The 16,233-nt window shown below is 68.0% G+C and carries 15 protein-coding genes; 9 read left to right on the top strand and 6 right to left on the bottom strand.

The window, feature by feature from the left end; genetic code table 11:
- Positions 1-29: 29 nt before the first annotated feature.
- The 6 genes from BKA02_RS06235 to BKA02_RS06210 all read left to right on the top strand — a co-directional run bounded on the left by BKA02_RS06235 (position 30) and on the right by BKA02_RS06210 (position 6,091).
- Positions 30-797, top strand: a complete 768-nt coding sequence (locus BKA02_RS06235; RefSeq protein ID WP_179432291.1) for an ATP-binding cassette domain-containing protein — start codon at positions 30-32, stop codon at positions 795-797.
- Complete coding sequence (locus BKA02_RS06230) at positions 794-1,816, top strand: ABC transporter permease (RefSeq protein ID WP_179432289.1); 1,023 nt, start codon at positions 794-796, stop codon at positions 1,814-1,816. Before BKA02_RS06235 ends, BKA02_RS06230 begins: the two co-directional genes overlap by 4 nt.
- 40 nt (positions 1,817-1,856) lie before the next feature.
- The gene (locus BKA02_RS06225) at positions 1,857-2,855 is read left to right on the top strand and encodes an ABC transporter substrate-binding protein (RefSeq protein ID WP_179432287.1); all 999 of its coding nucleotides are present in this window, start codon (positions 1,857-1,859) and stop codon (positions 2,853-2,855) included.
- Positions 2,856-2,918: 63 nt separating this feature from the next.
- Positions 2,919-3,758: a class I fructose-bisphosphate aldolase gene (locus BKA02_RS06220; RefSeq protein ID WP_179432284.1), complete on the top strand. Its 840-nt coding sequence runs from the start codon at positions 2,919-2,921 to the stop codon at positions 3,756-3,758.
- A gap of 3 nt (positions 3,759-3,761) precedes the next feature.
- Positions 3,762-5,114 (top strand): FGGY family carbohydrate kinase, encoded by a 1,353-nt coding sequence (locus tag BKA02_RS06215; RefSeq protein ID WP_179432282.1) that lies wholly within the window; start codon positions 3,762-3,764, stop codon positions 5,112-5,114.
- Positions 5,111-6,091, top strand: a complete 981-nt coding sequence (locus tag BKA02_RS06210; RefSeq protein ID WP_179432280.1) for a 1-phosphofructokinase family hexose kinase — start codon at positions 5,111-5,113, stop codon at positions 6,089-6,091. Before BKA02_RS06215 ends, BKA02_RS06210 begins: the two co-directional genes overlap by 4 nt.
- A gap of 135 nt (positions 6,092-6,226) precedes the next feature.
- Here the strand turns inward: BKA02_RS06210 and BKA02_RS06205 are convergent, their stop codons facing one another.
- The 3 genes from BKA02_RS06205 to BKA02_RS06195 all read right to left on the bottom strand — a co-directional run bounded on the left by BKA02_RS06205 (position 6,227) and on the right by BKA02_RS06195 (position 10,073).
- Positions 6,227-7,633, bottom strand: coding sequence for a glycoside hydrolase family 1 protein (locus tag BKA02_RS06205; protein ID WP_179432278.1), 1,407 nt, complete (start codon positions 7,631-7,633; stop codon positions 6,227-6,229).
- 77 nt (positions 7,634-7,710) lie between these two features.
- Positions 7,711-9,000, bottom strand: coding sequence for a cation:proton antiporter domain-containing protein (locus BKA02_RS06200; protein ID WP_179432276.1), 1,290 nt, complete (start codon positions 8,998-9,000; stop codon positions 7,711-7,713).
- 14 nt (positions 9,001-9,014) lie between these two features.
- A complete protein-coding gene (locus BKA02_RS06195) occupies positions 9,015-10,073 on the bottom strand; it encodes a LysR substrate-binding domain-containing protein (RefSeq protein WP_218844468.1) in 1,059 nt (352 codons plus the stop codon).
- 110 nt (positions 10,074-10,183) lie between these two features.
- On the opposite strand from BKA02_RS06195, the gene BKA02_RS06190 reads away from it, so the two are divergent.
- Positions 10,184-11,209 carry a YeiH family protein gene (locus tag BKA02_RS06190; protein WP_179432274.1) on the top strand — a complete coding sequence of 342 codons (1,026 nt, stop codon included), beginning with the start codon at positions 10,184-10,186 and terminating at the stop codon, positions 11,207-11,209.
- A 3-nt stretch (positions 11,210-11,212) separates the two neighbouring features.
- On the opposite strand, the gene BKA02_RS06185 is transcribed toward BKA02_RS06190, so the two are convergent.
- Positions 11,213-12,229, bottom strand: coding sequence for a magnesium and cobalt transport protein CorA (locus BKA02_RS06185; protein ID WP_179432272.1), 1,017 nt, complete (start codon positions 12,227-12,229; stop codon positions 11,213-11,215).
- Positions 12,230-12,269: 40 nt separating this feature from the next.
- Entirely contained in the window at positions 12,270-13,607 is a 1,338-nt protein-coding gene (locus BKA02_RS06180; protein ID WP_218844466.1) for a serine hydrolase domain-containing protein, read from the bottom strand.
- Between the two features lie 106 nt (positions 13,608-13,713).
- On the opposite strand from BKA02_RS06180, the gene BKA02_RS06175 reads away from it, so the two are divergent.
- Both BKA02_RS06175 and BKA02_RS06170 read left to right on the top strand, forming a co-directional pair.
- Positions 13,714-14,019: a DUF2470 domain-containing protein gene (locus BKA02_RS06175; RefSeq protein ID WP_179432270.1), complete on the top strand. Its 306-nt coding sequence runs from the start codon at positions 13,714-13,716 to the stop codon at positions 14,017-14,019.
- Positions 14,020-14,106: 87 nt separating this feature from the next.
- Positions 14,107-14,754: a biliverdin-producing heme oxygenase gene (locus tag BKA02_RS06170; RefSeq protein WP_179432268.1), complete on the top strand. Its 648-nt coding sequence runs from the start codon at positions 14,107-14,109 to the stop codon at positions 14,752-14,754.
- A 13-nt stretch (positions 14,755-14,767) separates the two neighbouring features.
- On the opposite strand, the gene BKA02_RS06165 is transcribed toward BKA02_RS06170, so the two are convergent.
- The gene (locus tag BKA02_RS06165; protein ID WP_179432266.1) at positions 14,768-16,159 is read right to left on the bottom strand and encodes an AAA family ATPase; all 1,392 of its coding nucleotides are present in this window, start codon (positions 16,157-16,159) and stop codon (positions 14,768-14,770) included.
- Positions 16,160-16,233 lie beyond the last annotated feature (74 nt).

Here is a 16,233-nt window from a genome sequence, read left to right as displayed (position 1 = left end):
GATTCTGATCAGTGCAGATTGGCAAAACTATGACGACGACTCCTCTCCTCGAGGCCCGCGAGGTGGTCAAGCACTTCGGCGCCGTTGAAGCACTACGTGGAGCGAGCTTCGAGATTCACGCCGGCGAGGTGGTGGCCCTGATGGGGGACAACGGTGCGGGCAAGAGCACCTTGATTAAGACGATCTGCGGGGTGAACACACCCGATTCCGGCGAGGTGCTCTTCGAAGGTCGCCCCATCGGTGGATGGCACCCCAAAGAGGTCCAAGCACTCGGCATCGAAACCGTCTATCAAGACCTTGCCCTCGCTCCCGACTTGGACACTCCCAGCAATCTGTTCCTCGGTCGCGAACGCGTCCGCAGCGGACTTCTGGGAGCGATGGGAGTCCTCGCGAAAAGGTCCATGCGCGACGAAGCCTCTCAGGTCCTCACGGACCTGAGAGTAAAGATCAAGGATGTCTCCGCTCCCGTGAGCAACCTCTCCGGTGGACAACAGCAGAGCGTCGCTGTCGCCCGTGCGGTGACCTGGGCGAACAAACTCGTCATCATGGACGAACCCACTGCTGCACTGGGCGTTCCGCAGACCCAGGCGGTGCTAACGCTCATCGATCTGGTTCGTCAGTCCGGCCGATCCGTCATCCTGATCAGCCACAGCCTCCCGGACGTCATCCAGGTTGCGGACCGCATCGAGGTGTTGCGGCTCGGCCGTCGAGTTGCGCAGCTGAAGACGTCGGAGACCAACGAGGAACAGATCGTCGGAGCGATGACCGGCGCATGGACGCAGGAGAGCGCGGCATGAGCATCGGTGAAACCACCAAGACCGAGACGACCCACGCACCCAGCCGCAGGTTTGCCCTCCCACGTGTCCTCGGCAGCGCCACGGACATCACCCTCGTCCTGGTCCTCATCGTCGCCGTCTTCGCCACACTGAACTTCCGGTCGTTCTTCACCGCGCAGAACTTCACGCAGATCCTCATCAACGCCGCCCTGCTGCTGGTCATGGCTGTCGGCGCGACGTTCGTGTTGATCACTGGTGGCGTTGACCTCTCAGTCGGTTCCGTTCTCGTCTTCTCCGGGGTCATCGCCGCCAAAGTGATGGAGTGGTTCGGCAGCGCCGGATGGGGCGCGAGCATCGCGGGCATCGTCGCAGCGCTCATCGCCGGTATCGCCTGGGGCTGCGTCAACGGACTCGTGATCACGAAGCTCCGCGTCCCACCACTGATCACAACACTCGGTTCCTATGGCGCTGCCCAAGGCCTGGCGCAGATCATCACCAACGGCAACGACCTGAAGAACGTCCCGATGGAACTCGTCGACTCCGTCGGGTTCGGTCGGGTGATCGGCATCCCGATCCTCGTCATCATCGCTGTCGCCGTTGCTCTCATCGGCGGCCTCGTCCTCTGGGCCACCCGCTTCGGACGTCACACCTATGCCGTCGGCTCGAATGCAGAGGCCGCCCGTCGTGCCGGAGTCAACGTCGACCGCCACCTCCTCAAGGTCTACGCGATCGCCGGGATGCTCGCAGGTGTCGCGGGAATCCTCAGCTACGCGAAGTTTGGAACCACCACGCTCGCCGGCCACGCGACTGACAACCTCAACGTCATCGCAGCCGTCGTCATCGGCGGCACCTCCCTCTTCGGCGGTATCGGAACGATGATCGGCACCGTCGTCGGAACCCTCATCCCCGCGACGCTCGCCAACGGTCTTGTCATCGTCGGGCTGAACAGCTTCTGGCGCGATTTCGCCGTCGGAGTCGTCCTCGTCGCCGCGGTGTATCTCGACCAGCTTCGCCGACGATCCCGTTCACCGCGCCGTTAGCCCGAGTACCGCACCATCCATCACTCTGAAGGAGAGAACAATGAAGAAGACCCGCAAGGTCACCGCAGCCCTTGCTGCGACTGCGCTCCTGGCGTCACTGACAGGATGCGCGAGCAGCGGCTCCGCCCCGGACGAAAGCGGTGAGGGCGGCTCCTATAGCATCGCCCTCATTCCCGGCGTAGCGAACGATGCCTACTACGGCTCTGTCGCGTGCGGCGTCCAGGCCGTCGCGGACAAGAACGGCGCCACGGTCGATGTCCAGGCACCCAACAGCTTCAGCCCGACGGACCAGATCCCGATCCTCCAGTCCGTCATCGCCACCCGCCCGGACGCCATCATCATCGCGCCCACCGACAGCAAGGCCCTGTACGCCCCGCTGCGCGAGGCAGTCGACGCCGGTATCAAGGTCATCCTCGTCGATACCACCCTTGATGACCCATCCATCGCCGAGTCACAGGTGTCTTCGGACAACGAGGAGGCGGGGAAGGTCGCGGCAGACACTCTCGCCGAAGCTCTCGGCGGCGAGTCCGGTTCGGTTCTCACCGTGAACCTGACTGCCGGGGTCACGACCACCGACGCCCGAGAAGAGGGCTTCGCCGACGCGGTCAGCGCGATCGACGGCATCGACTACCTCGGTCAGCAGTATTCGAACAACAGCGTGCAGACCGCGGAATCCATCGTGTCAGCGGCCATTGCCGCCAACCCGGACCTGGTCGGCATCTTCAGCACCGCAGCCTTCAACACCGAGGGGGCCGTCGCCGCGCTGAAGTCCGCCGCGGTGCAGGACAAGGTGAAGGTCGTCGGGTTCAATGCCAACCCTCCCGGGATCGACCAGATCCGCAACGGCGACGTGTTCGCTCAAGTGGTCTTGAAGCCGTACGACGAAGGAGTACAGGCTGCCGAGCAGGCTTTCAACGCGCTCAACGGCGACAAGGTCGAGGAGGTCATCACCACCGGAGCGGTCGTCGCCACAGCCGACAACCTCGATGACCCTGAGATCCAGAAGTATCTGTACAGCTTCGACTGCCCGGCGAGCTGACACCAACCATCCACGGGCCGGCCGCATCTCGTGCGGCCGGCCCATGAAGAAGAAAGGGTTCTGATGGATTCCCGCACTGGTAAGAAGATCCGCCTCGGCCGCGTACTGGATGCCGCGACCAAACGAGGCGTGGTGGTCGCCGCGTCGCATGGAGTCATGAGCGGGCCTCCGGCCGGCCTGAGGACGAAGGCGGAGATCGCCAACGTCTTCGCCCAGCTCGATGAAGCTGACGGCGTCATGGTTTCACCAGGGATGGTCCGCCACACGGAGGACTTCTTCGCAGGACGCAACCGCCCCGGTTTCGTGCTCCACTTGGATTGGAAGAACCACGGCCGCCGTATCTACACACCCGGTCAGGACGGACGCAGCGAGGGCGTGCTCGCGCAGCTCGCCTCTCTCGAAGAGGTCGCCGCCTCGGGTATCGATGCGGTCATGACCTACATGTACCTCGGTCAGCGCGACAGCACCCTCGAGCGGGCAGAGGTCGAGCGGAACGCCCGCATCGTGCGAGACGCCGAGCGCCTCGGCCTGGCTGTCATCATCGAGCCGCGTTCTGCACTGGAAGCAGAAGGGGACGGTGCAGTCTCCCCGGAGGTGCTCAGCCTGTACTGTCGGATCTCCGCTGACATCGGCGCAGACATCGTCAAAGTCATCTGGAACGGATCCGTGGAGCGCTTCGCCCCGGTTGTCGAGACCTGCTATGCGCCGATCCTCGTCGCGGGTGGGCCCGGCGGCGAGTCGCCGGAGGAGACCTACCAGCTGGCCGCCGACTCCATCGAAGCGGGCGCAGCGGGTGTTATGTTCGGCCGTCGCGTTTTTCGTGCTGAAGACCCCGCACGGGTGCTGCGAGGTCTGCGTCAGGTCGTCCATCACGATGTCGCCCCGGCGCAGGTTTCGGGCTGACACATGTGGTTTCTGGGAATTGACGTCGGCACGACGCACATCAAAGTCGTCGGCATCACGGCGGAGGGGCTCGTGCTCGACCCCCTCCGAGTGCGCACACCGGCGTCCGTGACCAACGGCGAAACCTACCACCACGGCGACGCCGTGTGGACTCACGTCCAAGAGCTCGTCATGGAGTATGCCGCAACGCTTGCGGCATACTCCGGCGCTCTTGCTGCAATCTCTATCGGAACGTTCGGGCAGGAGGAGTCTTTCCCTGTCGATGAGCACGGCGCACCCCTCGCTGGGTCCCGTGCATGGTGGGAGACGTGGCCCCGGCGCGTTCTCGTCCCTCAGGACGTCGCCTGGTTGGACTCACCGCAGCACTATTCGGTCTCCGGCATGCGGTTCCGCGACAACCAGACCCCCGAACGCATCGCGCAGCTCCGCACGCAGGACGCTCCCGTGTGGGCTCGCACCGCGCACTGGGTTGATTTCGGGAGTTTTCTCGGATTCTGCTTGTCCGGCGAATGGGCGGCGAGCACGACGCAGGTCACCCACAGCCAGCTGTTCGACCTCGCCACCCTCAAGCCGCACCAACCCACGCTGGATCGCCTGGGCCTCGCCTCGTCGCTCATCGTGCCAGTCGCCCACCCCGGAACACGGCTTGGAGCTATCCGCGCAGACCGCCTTCCCGGGGTCGAGCTCGCCGACGACGCGGCGGTCTATGTCGGTGGCCACGACCAGGTGTTGGCTGCCTACGCCAACGCCATGCTCACGAACTGCACCGTCCTCGATTCCATCGGAACCGCTGAGTACGTCATGATCACCGGTACCTCTACACTGCCGAACGAGGAGCTGTGGGCCCTGTGCGCGGATGTTGAGCCCGGATGGCTCGAGGGACAGAACGTTCTCGGGTGGGGCCTGCCCACGGGCAAGATCCTTCAGCAGCTCGCCGACCAACTCCTGGACGGCGATTTCGACCGTCTTCTCGCTGCTATCAATCCTGATACCGGAGGAACGAACGCAGGCGCAGACACGGTTGAGTTCACCGTCACCGACCTGCGCCAGATCAATGACGAGCTGTTCACCATCACCGGCGCACGTGCGGAAGACGCCCCCGAGCAGATCGTACGCTCATGCGTCTCACAGCTGTCACAGCGCATCGGCGATACGCTCGCTCTGCTCGCAGGGAGGACACTGCCGAACATCGACTCCGTAACACTCACCGGCTCATTGTTCCAACGCGCGGAGCTGGTGCAGCATCGCGAGCAGATGTGGGGCATCGCGCTGCATGTCAGCGAGCTCGGGGAAGCTGTCGCGATCGGTGCGGCGCACCTCGCCCGCTCCGCCCACGAGAATTCGAGTGCACGATGAAGGTCGTAGTCGCTTCGCTCAATCCGGCCATCGAGCGACTGCTCGTCGTGCCCACCAACACCCCCGGCGCCGTCCACCGGCTCACGCGCAGCGAAACACTCGCAGGAGGGAAGGGCGTGAACGTCGCGCGCGTACTCCAGCAACTCGCGACCCCCGAGTTCGCGATCAGCGACACCGAACGTGTCCTGTCGCCGATTCTTGTCGGCCCGCTCGGAGGTCCTACTGGCGAACTGCAGGCCGCATTGATGACTGCGGAGAACCTCGAGGCCGAGACAGTCGCGATCTCCGAGTGGACGCGTGTCAACGAAGTGCTCGTAGATCAGTCAGACCCAGAGAATGCGACCGTCTACAACGCAGTTGGACCGGTACTGGACGACGCCGAGCGAGAAGCACTGCATGCACTGGCCGCCACCTCAATCGACGATGCGACGTTCGTCATCTGTACAGGCAGTCTGCCGCCGGGCCTCCCATCGGGGTTCTACGCAGATTGGATCCGAGCAGCTCGAGCTGCCGGTGTACCGTCGCTTCTCGACGCGCATGGTGCCGCGCTCGCCTACGGCGCGGAGGCTGTGCCGACCATCGTGAAGGTCAACCGTGATGAACTGGCAGACCTCGCATCCGCGGCATCGACAAGCTCGGAAAAGCTGGTCTCCAAGTGGCTGCAGGACGGCACTGAGACCGTGATCATCACCAACGGATCGGGTTCCGCGCAGGCGCGCACCTCAATGGAGGTGCTGGAGATCGTCCCACCGCGCGTCAATACTCGAAGCTCTGTCGGCTCTGGTGATGCCTTCACCGCAGGGCTCGTGTGGAGTTTCCTCCACCACCCGCACTCGTCGTGGGCACAGCACCTCACTGTGGGTGCGGCATGCGGTGCCTCCAACGCGACAAACACAGTTGCCCGGCTTTCTTCCGAGCACCCACCTCGCGCGCTCGTCAGCGACGTCGTCGTTCGCGAGAATCGCGTGCGCGACTGATCGAAGAAGACCGCGGCTCAACCGTCCACCGGATTCTCCACATCGTCATCCTGACCGATCGCCCCGCCGTCAACGCCGCGCTCGACGCGTTCGCTCATCGAGCACGGCACGGTCGGGTCTGATGGCGACCTCCGCTCACCCGCGACGGCGCAGGACCTCCTGCAGCCAGCGGTACGAGGCTTTCGGGATGCGCCGGCCCGAGTCGAAATCGACGCGGACGATGCCGAACCGCTGGGTGAAGCCGGCCGCCCATTCCCAGTTGTCCAGCAGCGACCAGACGAAGTAGCCGCGCAGCTCCACGCCTTCGGCGGCACCGCCGGGAGCGACCGCGGCGAGCGCGGATCCGAGATGCGCCGCGAGGTATGCGATCCGGTCCGGGTCGTCGACCCGGCCCTCGGCATCCGCGGCGTCGGCGAAGCTCGCCCCGTTCTCGGTGATGTACACCGGCGGCAGGGCATCGCCGTAGCGCTCGCGCACCTCGGCGAGCGCTATGCCGAAGTACTCGGGCGCGATGGGCCAGCCGAAGCCCGTGGTCGGATGCTCGTCGAGCGCCTCGAGACGGAAGGGCAGCTCTGCCATGGCGGCCGCCTCGCCGTCGGGGCTCTCCCCCGTTCCTGCGCCCGCGGCGATGCGCGTGGGCATGTAGTAGTTGAGCCCGTAGAAGTCCAGTGGCTGCGCGATGGTCGCAAGATCCGCCTCGGGAACACTGCCGAACGCACCGAACAACTCCGCGAACTGCTCGGGCACCTCGGGGTACCGGCCGAGCAGCACGGGGTCGGCGAACACGCGGTTGTGCACGATGTCGAACAGGGCGGCCATCGCCGCATCGTCGGGCGAATCGGATGCGGCGACGACGGGCGAGTGCACGTTCGTGATCCCGATGCCGCCGGTCACCCCGGCCGCCCGCAGCGCCTGCACGGCCAGCCCGTGCCCGAGCAGCTGGTGATGCACGGTGGGCAGCGCGTCGAACAGCAGCGCCTCGCCCGGAGCGTGGATGCCCAGGGCGTAACCGTTGAGCGTGACGGTGGCGGGCTCGTTGATCGTGATCCACGCCGCCACCCGGTCGCCGAAGCGCTCACCGACCAGCCCGGCGAACTCGCCCAGAGCCTCGGCGGTACCGCGGTCGAGCCAGCCCCGCTCATACTCCACGGGCAGATCCCAGTGCGAGATCGTGACGAACGGCTCGATGCCGGCAGCGAGCAGCTCATCGATGAGGCGGTCGTAGTACGCGACGCCCTCGGGATCCAGCGGCCCGCGCCCGCCCGGCTGCAGACGGGTCCATCCGAGCGAGAACCGATACGCGTCCGCGCCGAGCTCGGCCAGCAGCGCAACGTCTTCCGCGTACCGGTGGAAGCTGTCGGCGGTGACGGCCGGCGTGCTGCCGTCGAGGATGCGCCCTGGTTGCGCGGCGAACGCATCCCACACGCTCGGCGTGCGCCGCCCCGCGGTCGCGGCTCCTTCGACCTGCGCGGATGCGGTGGCCGCGCCGATCCGGAATCCCTTCGGCAGCATCCGCGCCGTGTCGCCCACGAAGTCGGTCATGTCGTCCTCCGCCCGCGGGCCCCCGCCCGCACGCGGTCAGTCTAAGCCGCACGCATCCTGCCGTTGACGCGAACCGCTCAGTGCGGCAGCGGCGCCCTGACCTCGCGCGCGCTCACCCTCGGCAGAAGCAGCGGAGCCAGGATCCCGTGGAGGAGGATGCTGCCCACCACCGTCGCCACCATCACCATCAGCACGACCACACCCTCGTCGTCGGGCAGGGCATTGTAGGCGAGCAGGCCGAACACGATCGACGCGGTGCCGCGCGGTCCGAGAGCGCCCACGAGCAGGCGATCTCGACGACCCAGCGTGCTGCCCATAAGCGAGAGGTACACGGGCGCCACCCGCAGCACGGTGAGCGCGAGCAGCGCCAGCAGGATGATCTGCCACGACATCCCCGAGGCGAAGGCGAGCACGGCCGCACCGCCGAGCACGAACCAGACGAAGGACGATGCGAGGGTTCCGACCTCCTCCACGAGCACGAGCTCGTCATGGGCGATCGCCGGTCGCTCCTCGCCGCGCGTGCGGGCACTGCGATAGGCGAGCCCGGCGACGAAAGCCGCGACGAACCCGTTGGCGTTGAGCATCGGGATCACCGAGATGCCGTAGGCGACCAGCGGCAGCAGGGCCATCACGAAGCGCACACCTTCGTCGGCGATGAACGCGTGCCGTCGACCGATCCGCACCAGGACGCCGACGCCGAACCCCAGAGCGACTCCGATCAGGATCGCGACGACGGCCGCGGGCACGGCGTTGAGGAACGCCTCCATGAACTGCTCGACCCGCGCGACCAGTTCCTCCTCGCCCGGTTCGACCCCGTCGGGTGCGTGCTCGAACGCCGACCATACGACCGCGGCGGGCAGCGCCATACCGAACAGCGGCGAGACCAGCCCGTCGTTGTACCCGCTCTCGACATTGAGGATCTGGCGCACCCGATCCGGAACATGACGCATCCGCAGGATCTTCGCCGCCGGTGCGAAATCGGTGGGCATGATGATGCACGCGATGAGGATCGCCACGAGCGGAAGCGTCATCGGCAGCAGCAGGGCCGCTGCCCCAGCAGCGAGCAGCAGCGACAGCGGCAGGGCGATGAGCACGAGCCGCAGCGTGACCCGTCCCTCGTTTCCGAAGATCCCGCCCTTCACCTCGGTGGCGTCGACGAACAGCAGCACGGCGAGGATGACCTCGACGACCTTCTCGCTCGCCGGCCGGTCGATCACCCCCGCGAACCCCTCGACATCCCACACGACCGAGACAGCCCCGAGCACGAGAAGCCCGGCCGGTCCCGCCACCCCCCAGCGCTCCACCCGGTGCGACACGAGCGACCACAGCAGCACGGCGACCATGCCGATCAGCACCACGGCATCCATGTGCGTCCCTCGCCTCAGTCCCTCGGATGCGGACCATCCGCACGCCGACGATACCGCGCCGCCTCGACGCGCGACGCCTGCGCTGCGATCTCGATCAGGCGGCGGCTGACCGGCGACAGGTCGCGCGCCGTTCCGCGCCACACGGCGGTGATCGGGCGCAGCACCGCCTCATCGGCCCACGGGATCTCCCGCAGTCGGCCCAGGTGCACATCATCGGCGACGGCGCGCCGCGAGAGCACCGCAGGACCGACGCCCTCGGCCACCGCGGAGCGCACCGCCGCACTGGTCGGCAGCACGGCGACGGGATCGGCAGGGCTCCGCCCCAGGCGCTCGCGCGCCGTCTGCTCCCAGGAGCGCCGCGTGCCGCTGCCCTCCTCGCGCATGACGAGCGCCGCATCCGCGACCTCCCCGGGCGACACCCGGGCCCGCCGCGCCCACGCGTGCTGCACGCCCACGACGACCACGAGCGCATCCTGCGCGACGACGGAGCGCGAGAAGTCGGGGGCGACGACGCTCGACTCGACGAACCCCAGATCGGCATCGCCCGCCCGCACCGCCGCCTCGACGTCGGCGCTGTTGCCCGACAGCATGCGCACCGCGGTCGGTGCGATCCCCGCCTCGACCTGTCGCGCGCGGAGCGCCACGAGCCACGCGGGCAGCAGATGGGCCGACACGGTCTGGCTCGCCGCGACTACGAGCTGGCGGCGCTGCTCGTCACGCAGTGTCTCGACGCCCACACGGAAATGCTCCGCGGCGACGAGCACCTCCTCGGCCCACGACGCCACCGCCTCGCCCGCCGGCGTCGTGCGCACCCCCGCGGGCGTGCGGTGGAACAGCTCCAGCCCGAACCGACGCTCGATCGAGCGCAGCCGGGCGGATGCCGACTGCTGGGTGATGCCGAGCTCGCGCGCCGCGGCCGAGATCGACCCGCACACGACGGTGGCGGTGAGCAGCTGCAGCGCAGCGATGTCGGGCAGGTCGCCCGCGGTGTGAAGGCCAGCACTGTGAAGGCCAGCACTGTGAAGGCCGGCACTGTGCAGACCGGCCGGCGTTCTCGTCTCGTCGGCATCCACCCGCGACGGCCCCCTCTTGTCGACGACTGATCCCAGCCTACAGTCACAGGCTGTATCCCCATCGGCCCGCGATGCTTCCGCGACAGCGCCCACCGGCGGAGACTGGAAGCATGCCTCCGCAGACCGTCCGCCCTCCCCTGCTCCATGCCGTGGGCATCCGCGTCCCCGGCCTCACGATGACCGTGGCGATCGCCCTGGTGGCCACGGTCGTCGGACGTCTCGTCCCGGTGCTCGGCTCGGCTCTTCCGGCCGTGGTCATCGGGCTGCTCGTCGCGCTGGTGCGCAAGCCCGGTTCGCTGCTCGCCCCTGGGATCACCTTCTCCAGCAAGTTCCTGCTGCAGCTCGCCGTGGTGCTCCTCGGCGCGCAGCTGTCGCTGTCGAGCATCGGCCGGGTGGGCCTCGAATCGCTGCCCGTGATGCTCAGCTCGCTCGTCGTGTGCCTGCTCGCCGCCTGGGGAGTCGGACGGATGCTCGGCGTCGTGCGCGACCTGCGCACCCTGATCGGGGTGGGCACCGCGATCTGCGGCGCCTCGGCGATCGCCGCCGTCGCGCCCGTCATCGCCGCCGCGGGGGCCGACGTCGCCTACGCCGTCTCCACGATCTTCCTGTTCAACATCCTCGCCGTCGCGCTCTTCCCCCTCCTCGGGCACGCCCTCGGCATGGATGCGCACACGTTCGGCCTGCTCGCGGGCACGGCCGTGAACGACACGAGCTCGGTGGTCGCCGCGGCAGGAGTCTTCGGGGCATCGGCGCTCGGCTTCGCCGTGGTCGTCAAGCTCGTGCGCGCGCTGATGATCATCCCCGTGAGCATCGGACTGTCGGTGATCGAAGCACGGCGAGACGCGGCCGGGCAGCCGCTCACCGCGGGGCGCATCGTGCGACTCGTGCCCTGGTTCCTCCTCGGCTTCCTCATCGTCGCCGTCGTCAACTCGCTCGGTGTGCTCCCGCCGCCCGTGCACGACGGTGCCGTCACGGCGAGCGTCTTCCTCATCGCCGTGGCGCTGGCGGGAATCGGCCTGTCGATCGACGTCGCCGCGTTGCGCCGCGCAGGATGGCGCCCGCTGACCCTCGGCGCGATCCTCTGGGTGCTTGTCACCGCCACGACCCTCGCCGCGATCGCCCTGACCACGCGGTGAGCGTCAGAGCCAGTCGCGCTTCTTGAACACGACGTACAACGCCACACCCATGGCGAGCATGAGCCCGATCGCCATCGGGTATCCGAAGTACCACTTCAGCTCCGGCATGGTGTCGAAGTTCATGCCGTAGATGCCGCCGACGATCGTCGGGGCGAACAGGATGGCCGCCCAGCTGGAGATCTTCTTCATCTCGTCGCCCTGGCGGATGCTCTCCTCGGTCATCCTCTTCATCTCGTCGTTCTGCCGCCGCGCGACGATCGTCGACTCCACCGTGAGCGCGCTGTCCAGCGCGGTGCGGAAGGCCGATGCGCGATCGCCGATGCGGATGGTGTGATCGAGCACGTCGCGCAGGTAACGCTGCAGCTCGATATCGACGGCGTACTTCTCCGATCCGCGCAGGAGCGCCTCCGTCATCTCGCGAAGCGGCTGCGTGGCCTGCTGGAACTCGACCACCTCGCGGGAGAGCTCGTAGATGCGCTGCGACACGTCGGATCCTTCGACGAACAGCTGAGCCTCGATCTCATCGACGTCGTTCGACAGGCCCGCGATCACGGGGGCGTACTCGTCGACGACCTGGTCGAGGATCGCATAGAGAACCGCCTCGGGTCCGCCCGCGAGCAGCTCTCGGTCGTTCTCCATCCGCTCGCGCACCCGCTTGAGGCCGGGGGATTCGGCGTGCCGGATCGTGACGACGAAGTTCTTGCCGACGAACACGTGCAGCTCGCCGAACTCCACCTCTTCGAGGTCGTCGAGGTAGCGGGCCGGGCGCAGCACGAGGAAGAGCGTGTCGCCATAGCGCTCCAGCTTTGCCCGCTGGTGCCCGCGCAACGCGTCTTCGACCGCGAGCTCGTGCAGACCGAACTCCGCGGCCACCTGGCGCACCTCGTCTTCACTGGGCCGGTACAGGCCGATCCATCCCATGCCGCCACGGGCATGCATCAGTTCGAAGGTCTCCGACAGCGAGGTCGGGTTCTCGGTGCGGATGCCGTCCACATAGATGCCGTTGTCGATCAGCGCCATGTCGCTCCCTCGATCTGCCGCCGCGCATCGGGCCGCGCGACTATCCCTCGTCGCTCGCCGGCTCACCCTCGTCGGCCGGAACCTCGGCCTCCGGCTGCGGCAGCGGGCACACAGCGTTGGCGGTGATGAGCTCGTCGTACTGCTCGGCCGTGAACGGCAGGGCGAACTCGGGCGCCGTCGCCCCGTCGGCAGCCGGCGCCTTGGAGGCGATGGCCGCGAGCTGGCGGGCGAGCAGGTCGACGAGCCCGTTCATGTCGTTGGCGTTGTTCAGCACGACGGCGACGGTGAGACCCGTCTCCGGATCGGAGTAACCGGCGGTGAGGTACCCGGGCGCCCAGCCGTGCTGCCCGATCATGGTGCCCAGCAGGAAGGCGCCGCCGGTGGCCTGATACCACGACGGCGCATCGGCGGCGGCGGGCAGCGGCGAGCCGAACCGGGCCGGCTTGTCCTTGATGCGCAGCGCCTGCGCCGCCTCCGCCTGCAGATACAGGCCGAGGTCGTCGATCGTGGAGACGACACCCGAATCGGTGAAGCCGATGCTCGACGAGCTCACCGTCACGTCGATCGGCGCTGTGCAATCCAGCCCCGCACCCTCCGGCCCCGGAGGCAGATAAGTGCCGTTGAGCACCGGACCCGTCGACGGCGCCGCTGGCGCCCGGGAGGGGAGCTGGGTGTCGTCCAGCCCGAGCGGAGCGGTGACATAGGTGCGGATGAGCTCGGCCGCGGACTTGTCGGTGGCGCGCTCCAGTGCCTCACCGAGGATCAGGTAGCCGGCGTCGGAGTCGCGGTACTCCGTGCCCGGTGCCACGCGTGCGCGCTCGAGGCCGTAGCTGGCCTCCTCCTTCGCCGACCACACCCGGTTCGGGTTGGTCAGCCATCCCGGGCGCAGGGTCGGCTCCGAGGAGCCGAGGCCGGCGGCGCCGTTGCAGAGATCGAGCAGGGAGACGCTGGTCAGGTCGGCCACGCCGTTGACGTACTTCGTCACCGGGTCGTCGAGCGAGACGATCTCGCGGTCGGCGAGCGCGTACAGCACGTCGCACGTCATCAGCCGCGTCACATCGCCGATGCGGAAGGCCATGTCGGTCGTCACGGGCGTCGATCCGTCGGAGGTGCCCAGCCCCGCGACCCACGTGCCGCTCCACGGCACCCACACCCCGACGATCGCTCCGGAGGACCCGGTGGCGGCCATCGCCTTCTCGACGACGCCCTGCAGTTGACCCTGCACATCGGCGGGCAGGTCGGCCTCCGTCTGGGCCTTGGGGGTGAAGGCAGGGGCTGCCTCCGCCGTGCATCCGCTGAGCAGAAGAGCGAGCGCGACGGCTGCGGCCGCCGCGCGCCGCGCACGGCGAGAGGAAGAAGCGTGCACCTGAACCCCCATGAATGTCTGGACAGAGTCTATGGTGTCGCCCCCTCGCCACAGCATCCGTCGCAGGGATGATCTCGCATCGTGACATCGGGGCGGGTGGGCGACGTAGAGTGTGCGCATGCCCACCGCCTTCTCCGACGAGGTCGTCTCCGCGATCCTCCGCCACATGAACGACGACCACACCGACGACAACCTGCTCATCGTGCGCGCCTTCGGCGCCCCGGATGCGACCGCCGCGACCATGACCGGGCTCGACGGAGACGGCGGCGACTGGCGCGTGGAACAGCCCGACGCGGAGCCGGCGAAGCTGCGCGTGCCGTGGCCGAGCGGATCGATCACCGAACGCCCGGAGGTGCGCCGCGAAGTGGTCGCGCTCTACGACGCCGCGTGCGCTCGCCTGGGCGTCGAGCCGCGCCCGCACTGAGCGACGGCACCACCCCGGCCTTCTCTCCCGCGTCACCCTGGGAAATCGGGGATGTGCGGGATATTAGGCAACCCTTACAATGGAGGCATGGCCGACATCATCTCGTTCTCCGCCGCCCTGCGCGAGCGCTCGTCCGGTTCGCACTCGCGCAGCGAGCACGCCGGCTTCATGTCCGACCTGCTCAAGGGCGAGGGATCGCGCGAAGACTACATCTCGCTCGTCGCGCAGCACTACTTCATCTACGAAGCGCTGGAATCGGCCGCCGAGCGGATGCGCACCGATCCCGTCGCATCGGTGTTCCTCAGCGACGCCCTCACCCGGCTTCCGGCGCTCGAGTCCGACCTCGAGTTCCTCATCGGGCCCGACTGGCGCGAGCGCATCGCGCCGCTTCCCGTCACCGAGCGCTACGTCGCGCGCATCCGCGAGGTCGGCGCCACCTGGCCCGGCGGTTTCGTCGCCCACCACTACACCCGCTACCTCGGTGACCTCTCGGGCGGTCTGTTCATCGGCCGGGTCATGCAGCGCCGCTTCGGCTTCGAGACCAACGGCATCGGCTTCTACGTCTTCGACGACATCGCCGACCCGGGCGCGTTCAAGGACGTGTACCGCGAGCAGCTCGACGCTGCGCCGTGGGATCAGGCCGAGCGCGAGCGCGTGATCGATGAGGTGCTGCGCGCCTACGAGTTCAACACGCAGCTGTTCCAGGAGCTCGACGCCGTCCGCGGCGCCGCCTGACCCGCATCCCGCCTCAGGTCACCGCAGGCGTCGAGGCCTGCTGCGCCTCCCACGCCTGGCGCATGAAGCGCGTCACATCGGGATCGACCCGGATATCGCTCGGCCGCAACGGGCGCGACAGGTACAGCCCGTCGAGCGTCGTGAGCCTCGACAACGCGACATAGGTCTGTCCGGGCGCGAATGCACCGGATCCGAGATCGATGATCGCCCGGTCGTACGTCTTGCCCTGCGACTTGTGGATCGTCACCGCCCACGCCAACCGCAGCGGGAACTGCGTGAACTCGGCCACCACCTCCCGGGAGAGCGTGCGGGAGCCCGGGTTGTACGCGTACCTGTATCTCTCCCACACGGCCGGCTCGACATCGACCTCCTCGCCGTCGATGTCGACGCGCACGGTGCCGCCGAGGATGCGCGTGACCGTGCCGATCGTGCCGTTCACCCAGCGCGGCGGGTCACCCTGCGCGCCGGTGTCGTTGCGCAGGAACATCACCTGCGCGCCGACCTTGAGCTTGAGCTCGGAGTCGGCCGGATAGTTCGCCTCGCCCTTGCCGAAGTCGCCGCTGATCTCAGCCTGCGCCGTCTGCTCGCGCCCGGCGAGCGCGGTGAGGTGGCGGCGGTTGATGGTGTTGACGATGTCGTTGCGCGTGGCGAGCGTGATGATCGGCGTCTCGGCCGGCCCCGGCTCGGGCGGCGTGCGCGCGCCCGCGGCGTTGAGCGCCCCGGCGATCTCGGCCGTGACCCGGCCGTAGCGCACGGCGTTGAGCATCGCCTTGAATCCCGCATCCGACTGCCGGTGGATGTGGCGCAGCTCACGCACGTGCAGCTCGGCGCCGTGGCGGCCCAGGTCGATGAGCCCGTCTCCCTCGCCGTCGCCCGAGGCCCCCGCCCACACCTTCGCATCGAAGAACCAGAACGAGCGGTAGTGGTCGCGCACGTAGCGCAGCTCGTCGCCGCCGCGCGGCGGCACGGGGGCGAGCTGGTACGGGTCGCCGAACATCACCACCTGCACCCCGCCGAACGGCGCGGCCCGCTTGCCGCGGGCCTGACGCAGCGCGCGGTCGATGCCGTCCATGAGGTCGGCGTTGACCATCGACACCTCGTCGATCACGAGCGTGTCGATGGCCTTGAGGATGCGCCGGGTCGCGTCGTTCTGGGTGAGCTCCGTGTCGGCGATGAGCCCGATCGGCAGCCGGAACAGCGAGTGGATCGTCTGCCCCTCGACGTTCAGCGCCGCCACACCGGTGGGTGCGCAGATCGCGATGGTCTTCGACGTCGACGCGGCGAAGTGCTGCAGAAGCGTCGATTTTCCCGTGCCCGCCCGGCCCGTGACGAACACGTGCGACGCGGTGTCTTCGATGAGCCGGAACAGCTCGAGCTGCTCGGGCGACAGGGCGGGAAGCGTCACGGTGCGGGATCTCCAAGGGGGTGCGATCCCATGGTACGGCCGTGCGGCGCGGCCACTGTCAGTCTCGCCTCAGC

Origin of the sequence: Microbacterium pseudoresistens (assembly GCF_013409745.1) — a bacterium.
Classification (GTDB): domain Bacteria; phylum Actinomycetota; class Actinomycetes; order Actinomycetales; family Microbacteriaceae; genus Microbacterium; species Microbacterium pseudoresistens.
This window is presented reverse-complemented; position numbering and strand designations above follow the sequence as displayed.

Bases quoted from the DNA above. Each gene is read 5' to 3' on its own strand.
- BKA02_RS06235 (WP_179432291.1), top strand. From the start codon at position 30: ATGACGACGACTCCTCTCCTCGAGGCCCGCGAGGTGGTCAAGCACTTC.
- BKA02_RS06230 (WP_179432289.1), top strand. From the start codon at position 794: ATGAGCATCGGTGAAACCACCAAGACCGAGACGACCCACGCACCCAGC.
- BKA02_RS06225 (WP_179432287.1), top strand. From the start codon at position 1,857: ATGAAGAAGACCCGCAAGGTCACCGCAGCCCTTGCTGCGACTGCGCTC.
- BKA02_RS06220 (WP_179432284.1), top strand. From the start codon at position 2,919: ATGGATTCCCGCACTGGTAAGAAGATCCGCCTCGGCCGCGTACTGGAT.
- BKA02_RS06215 (WP_179432282.1), top strand. From the start codon at position 3,762: ATGTGGTTTCTGGGAATTGACGTCGGCACGACGCACATCAAAGTCGTC.
- BKA02_RS06210 (WP_179432280.1), top strand. From the start codon at position 5,111: ATGAAGGTCGTAGTCGCTTCGCTCAATCCGGCCATCGAGCGACTGCTC.
- BKA02_RS06205 (WP_179432278.1), bottom strand. From the start codon at position 7,633: ATGACCGACTTCGTGGGCGACACGGCGCGGATGCTGCCGAAGGGATTC.
- BKA02_RS06200 (WP_179432276.1), bottom strand. From the start codon at position 9,000: ATGGATGCCGTGGTGCTGATCGGCATGGTCGCCGTGCTGCTGTGGTCG.
- BKA02_RS06190 (WP_179432274.1), top strand. From the start codon at position 10,184: ATGCCTCCGCAGACCGTCCGCCCTCCCCTGCTCCATGCCGTGGGCATC.
- BKA02_RS06185 (WP_179432272.1), bottom strand. From the start codon at position 12,229: ATGGCGCTGATCGACAACGGCATCTATGTGGACGGCATCCGCACCGAG.
- BKA02_RS06180 (WP_218844466.1), bottom strand. From the start codon at position 13,607: ATGGGGGTTCAGGTGCACGCTTCTTCCTCTCGCCGTGCGCGGCGCGCG.
- BKA02_RS06175 (WP_179432270.1), top strand. From the start codon at position 13,714: ATGCCCACCGCCTTCTCCGACGAGGTCGTCTCCGCGATCCTCCGCCAC.
- BKA02_RS06170 (WP_179432268.1), top strand. From the start codon at position 14,107: ATGGCCGACATCATCTCGTTCTCCGCCGCCCTGCGCGAGCGCTCGTCC.